This window comes from Streptomyces sp. NRRL F-6492, from assembly GCF_001280125.1.
Taxonomy (GTDB): domain Bacteria; phylum Actinomycetota; class Actinomycetes; order Streptomycetales; family Streptomycetaceae; genus Streptomyces.
The window spans coordinates 103563-109562 of the sequence record NZ_LGEG01000013.1; the positions used below are offsets into that span (position 1 = coordinate 103563).

Here is a 6000-nt window from a genome sequence, read left to right on the forward strand (position 1 = left end):
GGTCCGCCGTGTCGGCGGAACCGATTACTTGATCATGTAGATCGTGGCGAAGAGGCCGATCCAGACGACATCGACGAAGTGCCAGTAGTAGGACACGACGATGGCGGCGGTTGCCTGCTCGTGAGTGAACTTCTTGGCGGCGTACGTCCGGCCCAGGACCAGCAGGAAGGCGATGAGACCGCCCGTCACGTGCAGGCCGTGGAAGCCGGTGGTCAGGTAGAACACGGAGCCGTAGGGGCCGGACGAGAGCGACATGCCCGCGTCCTTGACCAGCTCGGTGTACTCGAAGACCTGGCCGCCGATGAAGATCGAACCCATCACGAACGTGATGATGAACCACGTCCTGAGCTTCTTCACGTCGCCCCGCTCGGCGGCGAACACGCCGAGCTGGCAGGTGAGGGAGGAGAGCACCAGGATCGTGGTGTTGGTCGCCGAGAACGGGAAGGCCAGATGTTCTGCCTGAGCCTTCCAATAGTCGGAGCCCGTCACCGATCGCAGGGTGAAGTACATCGCGAAGAGGGCCGCGAAGAACATCAGCTCGGAGCTCAACCAGATGATGGTTCCGACGCTGGTGAGGTTCGGTCGATTGACCGACGGGTGTGCGTGCCCTGTTTCTACTGTCGTTACTGTCGCCACGACCGACATTATGTCGGTCGCTTATCCCGCCCTCACTCCGGGGGGTGCCGTTCGGAGTGTCAGGGGGGTGTGTCCAGCCCGAACGGCCCAGTGCGAAGCCTCCGGGAGACCCTTCGAACGGGTGTTGAACGGCTGTTGACGAGCTGTGGACCGGAGTAGCATCCGCCGCATCGGTCGACGACCTTCCCACGGACTTCCCCACGGAGGAACGATGCAGTCGAGTGCCACGGTCCTGGTCTACAGCGACGACGCGAACACCCGGGCGCAGGTGCGCCTGGCGGTCGGACGCAGGCCCGCGGCCGACGTTCCCCCGGTCGAGTTCGTGGAGTGCGCCACACTGCCCGCGGTCCTCGCGCGCCTGGACGAGGGCGGGATCGACGTCTGCGTCCTGGACGGCGAGGCCGTGCCGGCGGGCGGCATGGGCGTCTGCCGGCAGATCAAGGACGAGGTCTTCCGGTGCCCGCCGGTGCTGCTGCTCATCGGGCGCCCGCAGGACGCCTGGCTGGCCACCTGGAGCCGGGCGGACGCCGCGGTCACCCTTCCGGTGGAGCCGGTCGAGTTCGCGGCGTCCCTGGCCTCCCTGCTGCGCTCCCGCCTCTCGCTCGACGCGTGAGCTGATCAGAGCGAGGGCCTCAGGCGGGCCTGCTCGGTGGAGACCACCGGTTCTCCGGCGGCCTCCACCAGGGCGCTGCCCTCGCGCCACTTGTCCCAGTCCAGGTTCCAGTCGCCGAAGCCGTTGCCGAAGCGCTCCATCGTGTCGCCGTCGCTGTTGACGGTCTGCACGATGTCGCCGGCGCGGACGGTCTCGAAGAACCAGGCCGCGTTCCCGGTCGACATGCCGACACAGCCGTGGCTGACGTTCGCCACGCCCTGCGAGCCGACGGACCAGGGTGCCGCGTGCACGTACTCGCCGCTCCAGGTCACCCGGGTGGCGTAGTACACGGGCAGGTCGTACGACTCGGAGCTGCCCTCCGCGATGCCCACGGTGGTGCCCCGCATCCGGACGTAGTACTCCTTGCCGAGCACCACCTTGACGCCGTTGCGGGTGTCGAAGCCGGGCTTGCCGGTGGTCACCGGAATGGTGTTGATCACTTCTCCGTTGCGCTTCACCGTCATCCGGTGCGTCCCGGCGTCCGCGATGGCCTCGATCCGGTCGCCGATGGTGAGCTTCAGCGGCTCGGAGGCGCCGCCGTAGAGCTTGTCGCCGACCTTGAGGCCGTCGAGATTGCCGCTGACCGTGACGCGCGCGCCGGCGGGCCAGTACTCCTTCGGGCGGAAGTGCAGCTTCTTGTCGTCCACCCAGTACCAGGAGCCCTCGACGGAGGGGGTGGAGCGGACCTTGAGGGCCCGCTCGACGACCGCGCGGGAGGCCCGGTCCTTGACGGGGAGGCTGAGGTCGGCCGTGATGGGCTGTCCGACGCCGTACGTGCCCGCCTCCGGTCCGAAGGTCGCGGTCAGGGCCCGCTTCGCCGGGGCCGTCTCGAACGTGAACGTACGGGTGCCGGGGGCGCCGTTCTCGTCCTCCGTGGCCACCCGGACCGTGTAGCGGGCGCCGGCCGCCAGGGCGACCGTGGAACGCCAGCGCCGTCCGTCCGCGGTGAGCTCGCCCGCGAGGTGGCGCCCGGCGGCGTCGACGGCGGTGACGTCGGTGATCCGGCCCTCGTCGCCCTTGGCGGTGATCTCCAGGGGCTTCTCGGGGTCCGCCTTGGCCCCGTCGGCGGGGGCGCTGACGGCGAGCTGGTCCGCCGCGTCGTACGCCTTCACCGTCAGCGGGTGGTCGTCCGATCCGGAGCACGCGGCGGAGCCCGCGGTGACGGTCACGGCCAACAGGGTGCAGCTCAGAACAGTCCGAATGCGCGGCGTGTCGTTCATGACCTCACCGTAAGAACAATCCCCGGAGGGGGCGCGCCGAGTGCTGCAAAAGAGGGGCCCGGACACTTCGGTGACGAAGTGTCCGGGCCCCTCGGTGTGCTCCGGTGCGGAGCGGGGTAGTGCTACTGGTTCTGGTTCTCGCCGCGGTAGAACTCGAAGACCCAGCCGAACAGGCCGACGAGGATCAGCGGGGCGGAGAAGTACAGGATCCACCAGCCCATCGCGACGGCGAGGAAGGCGAGCGCGCCGCCGACGGCGAGCGAGAGCGGCTGCCAGCTGTGCGGGGCGAAGAAGCCCAGCTCACCGGCCTCGTCCGCGACGTCGGCCTCCTTGTCGTCCTGCGCCATCGCGTCGACCCGCTTGGCCGTGAAGGCCAGGTAGTAGCCGATCATGATGGCCAGGCCGAAGGCCAGGAAGAGCGCCGTCGTGCCGACCGGCTCCTTGGACCAGACGCCGTACAGGATCGCCATGGCAAGGATGAAGACGCTCAGCCAGATGAACATCTTGCCCTGGATCTTCACTTGCCGGCCTCCTTGCTGCCCGTGAGGGCCTCGGCCTCGTGCGGCTTGTTCTCGAGCTGGTCGAGAGCGGCGATCTCAGGGTGGTGCAGGTCGAACGCCGGGGATTCGGAGCGGATCCGCGGCAGGGTGAGGAAGTTGTGCCGCGGCGGCGGGCAGGACGTCGCCCATTCGAGCGAACGGCCGTAGCCCCACGGGTCGTCGACCTCGATCTTCTTGCCGTACTTGGCGGTCTTCCAGACGTTGTAGAGGAACGGCAGGATCGACAGGCCGAGCAGGAAGGAGGAGATCGTCGAGACCGTGTTCAGCGCGGTGAAGCCGTCGGCGTCGAGGTAGTCCGCGTAACGACGCGGCATGCCTTCGGCACCGAGCCAGTGCTGCACCAGGAAGGTGCCGTGGAAGCCGATGAACAGCGTCCAGAAGGTCATCTTGCCGAGCCGCTCGTCCAGCATCTTGCCGGTGAACTTCGGCCACCAGAAGTGGAAGCCGGCGAACATCGCGAAGACGACGGTGCCGAAGACCACGTAGTGGAAGTGCGCCACGACGAAGTACGAGTCGGAGACGTGGAAGTCCATCGGGGGCGAGGCCAGGATGACGCCGGTCAGACCACCGAAGGTGAAGGTGATCAGGAAGCCGATCGTCCACAGCATCGGTGTCTCGAAGGACAGTGAGCCCTTCCACATCGTTCCGATCCAGTTGAAGAACTTCACGCCGGTCGGTACGGCGATGAGGAACGTCATGAAGGAGAAGAACGGGAGGAGCACGCCGCCCGTGACGTACATGTGGTGCGCCCACACGGTCACGGACAGACCGGCGATCGCGATCGTCGCGGCCACCAGGCCGATGTAGCCGAACATCGGCTTGCGGCTGAAGACCGGGATGATCTCGGAGACGATGCCGAAGAACGGCAGGGCGATGATGTACACCTCTGGGTGTCCGAAGAACCAGAAGAGGTGTTGCCAGAGCAGGGCACCGCCGTTGGCCGCGTCGAAGACGTGGGCACCGAACTTGCGGTCCGCCTCCAGGGCGAACAGCGCGGCCGCCAGGACCGGGAAGGCGAGCAGGACCAGGACACCGGTCAGCAGCACGTTCCAGGTGAAGATCGGCATGCGGAACATCGTCATGCCGGGCGCGCGCATGCAGATGATCGTGGTGATGAAGTTGACCGAGCCGAGGATCGTGCCGAAGCCGGAGAAGGCCAGACCCATGATCCACATGTCGGCGCCGACGCCCGGCGAGCGGACGGCGTCCGACAGCGGGGAGTAGGCGAACCAGCCGAAGTCGGCCGCACCCTGCGGGGTGAGGAAGCCGGCCACCGCGATGATCGAGCCGAAGAGGTAGAGCCAGTAGGCGAACATGTTCAGCCGCGGGAACGCCACGTCGGGCGCGCCGATCTGGAGCGGCATGATCCAGTTCGCGAATCCGGCGAACAGCGGCGTCGCGAACATCAGCAGCATGATCGTGCCGTGCATCGTGAACGCCTGGTTGAACTGCTCGTTCGACATGATCTGCGTACCCGGACGGGCCAGCTCGGCGCGCATGAAGAGCGCCATCAGGCCGCCGATGCAGAAGAAGACGAACGACGTGACCAGGTACATCGTCCCGATCGTCTTGTGGTCGGTGGTGGTCAGCCACTTGATCACGACATTGCCGGGCTGCTTGCGCCGCAGGGGCAGCTCGTTCTCGTACGAGCCCTCGACGGCGGCGGCACCCTGGGTTTCGTTGTGGATGCTCACAGTGTGTTCTTCTCCGCATTCCTGGCCGGGTCCGTCTGCTCGATGCCAGACGGGATGTAGCCGGTCTGCCCCTTCTCGGCCAGCTCCTTCAGGTGCTGCTGGTAGCGCTCCGGGGAGACCACCTTGACGTTGAAGAGCATCCGGGAGTGGTCGACGCCGCACAGCTCGGCGCACTTGCCGAGGAAGGTGCCCTCACGCGTCGGGGTCACCTCGAAGGAGTTGGTGTGACCCGGGATGACGTCCTGCTTCATGAGGAAGGGGACCACCCAGAAGGAGTGGATGACGTCGCGCGAGGTCAGGACGAACCTGACCTTCTCGCCCAGGGGCAGCCACAGGGTCGGGCCCGGGTTGCCGGTCTGCGGGTTCCGGTCACCGGGGATGCCGGCGTCGTAGACGCCACCGGCGTTCGCCGGGAAGTCGTCGATGAACTTGTCCGGAATCGCGGCGAGGTTCTTGTCCGTCTTGGCGTCGCCCTGCACACCGGGCACGTTCTCGACGTAGTTGAAGCCCCAGCTCCACTGGTAGCCGACCACGTTGACGGTGTGGGCGGGCTTGTCGGAGAGCTCCAGGAGCTTCGACTCGTCGCGTGCGGTGAAGTAGAAGAGCACCGAGACGATGATGAGGGGGGTGACCGTGTACAGCGCCTCGATGGGCATGTTGTAACGGGTCTGCGGAGGTACCTCGACCTTGGAGCGGGTGCGCCGGTGGAAGACGACGGACCAGAGGATCAGGCCCCACACCAGTACACCGGTGACGAGGGCGGCCGCCCACGAGCCCTGCCACAGGGAGAGGATCCGGGGAGCCTCTTCCGTGACGGGGGTGGGCATACCAAGGCGGGGGAAGTCTTCCCAGTTGTACGAGCAGCCGGTGGCTGTCGCCAGGATCAGGCCCGCAGTCAGCACCTGCGGCAGCTTCCGCCGCATCGGGCGCCGCGACGTGGGGGTACCACCCGCGCCTTGGCTGCGGGGGAGGTCGGAGCCGTTGGGACTCACGTAGCGCCTTCCCGAGAGTCTCGGCCCGCGTTGGTCGGCCACGGCCGTCCGTCTCGCTGGTCGGTCGCCGCCCCGTGCCGCGGGCAGGGGTTTGGATGTTTATGCGGACCAAACCCTACTGGACGCTATTTGGGGTCGCGCGGGGAGGGTGCCCAACGCGCCGTCCGACTCCCCGAAGGGGTGGAGTCCGGGGTTCCGCAGGGGGGTCGGGCGCACCCGTCCGGGGGTTCGAGGGCGGGTCGGGCG

Annotated in this window: 6 protein-coding genes; 1 reads left to right on the forward strand and 5 read right to left on the reverse strand. The window is 67.2% G+C overall.

Annotation, left to right across the window (positions count from 1 at the left end; translation table 11 throughout):
- Window positions 1-24: 24 nt before the first annotated feature.
- Window positions 25-645 carry a cytochrome c oxidase subunit 3 gene (locus tag ADL08_RS03360; RefSeq protein WP_053640512.1) on the reverse strand — a complete coding sequence of 207 codons (621 nt, stop codon included), beginning with the start codon at window positions 643-645 and terminating at the stop codon, window positions 25-27.
- 202 nt (window positions 646-847) lie between these two features.
- Here ADL08_RS03360 and ADL08_RS03365 point away from each other — a divergent pair, with 202 nt between their 5' ends.
- The gene (locus ADL08_RS03365; RefSeq protein ID WP_053640513.1) at window positions 848-1249 is read left to right on the forward strand and encodes a hypothetical protein; all 402 of its coding nucleotides are present in this window, start codon (window positions 848-850) and stop codon (window positions 1247-1249) included.
- A 5-nt stretch (window positions 1250-1254) separates the two neighbouring features.
- Here ADL08_RS03365 and ADL08_RS03370 read toward each other — a convergent pair whose 3' ends face one another.
- The 4 genes from ADL08_RS03370 to coxB form a co-directional block, all read right to left on the reverse strand.
- The gene (locus ADL08_RS03370) at window positions 1255-2508 is read right to left on the reverse strand and encodes a L,D-transpeptidase (protein WP_053640514.1); all 1254 of its coding nucleotides are present in this window, start codon (window positions 2506-2508) and stop codon (window positions 1255-1257) included.
- Between the two features lie 122 nt (window positions 2509-2630).
- Complete coding sequence (locus ADL08_RS03375) at window positions 2631-3029, reverse strand: cytochrome c oxidase subunit 4 (RefSeq protein WP_030205698.1); 399 nt, start codon at window positions 3027-3029, stop codon at window positions 2631-2633.
- Complete coding sequence (ctaD, locus tag ADL08_RS03380) at window positions 3026-4762, reverse strand: cytochrome c oxidase subunit I (protein ID WP_053640515.1); 1737 nt, start codon at window positions 4760-4762, stop codon at window positions 3026-3028. Before ctaD ends, ADL08_RS03375 begins: the two co-directional genes overlap by 4 nt.
- Complete coding sequence (gene coxB, locus ADL08_RS03385) at window positions 4759-5754, reverse strand: cytochrome c oxidase subunit II (RefSeq protein WP_420709612.1); 996 nt, start codon at window positions 5752-5754, stop codon at window positions 4759-4761. The genes ctaD and coxB overlap by 4 nt, the downstream gene beginning before the upstream one ends.
- Window positions 5755-6000 lie beyond the last annotated feature (246 nt).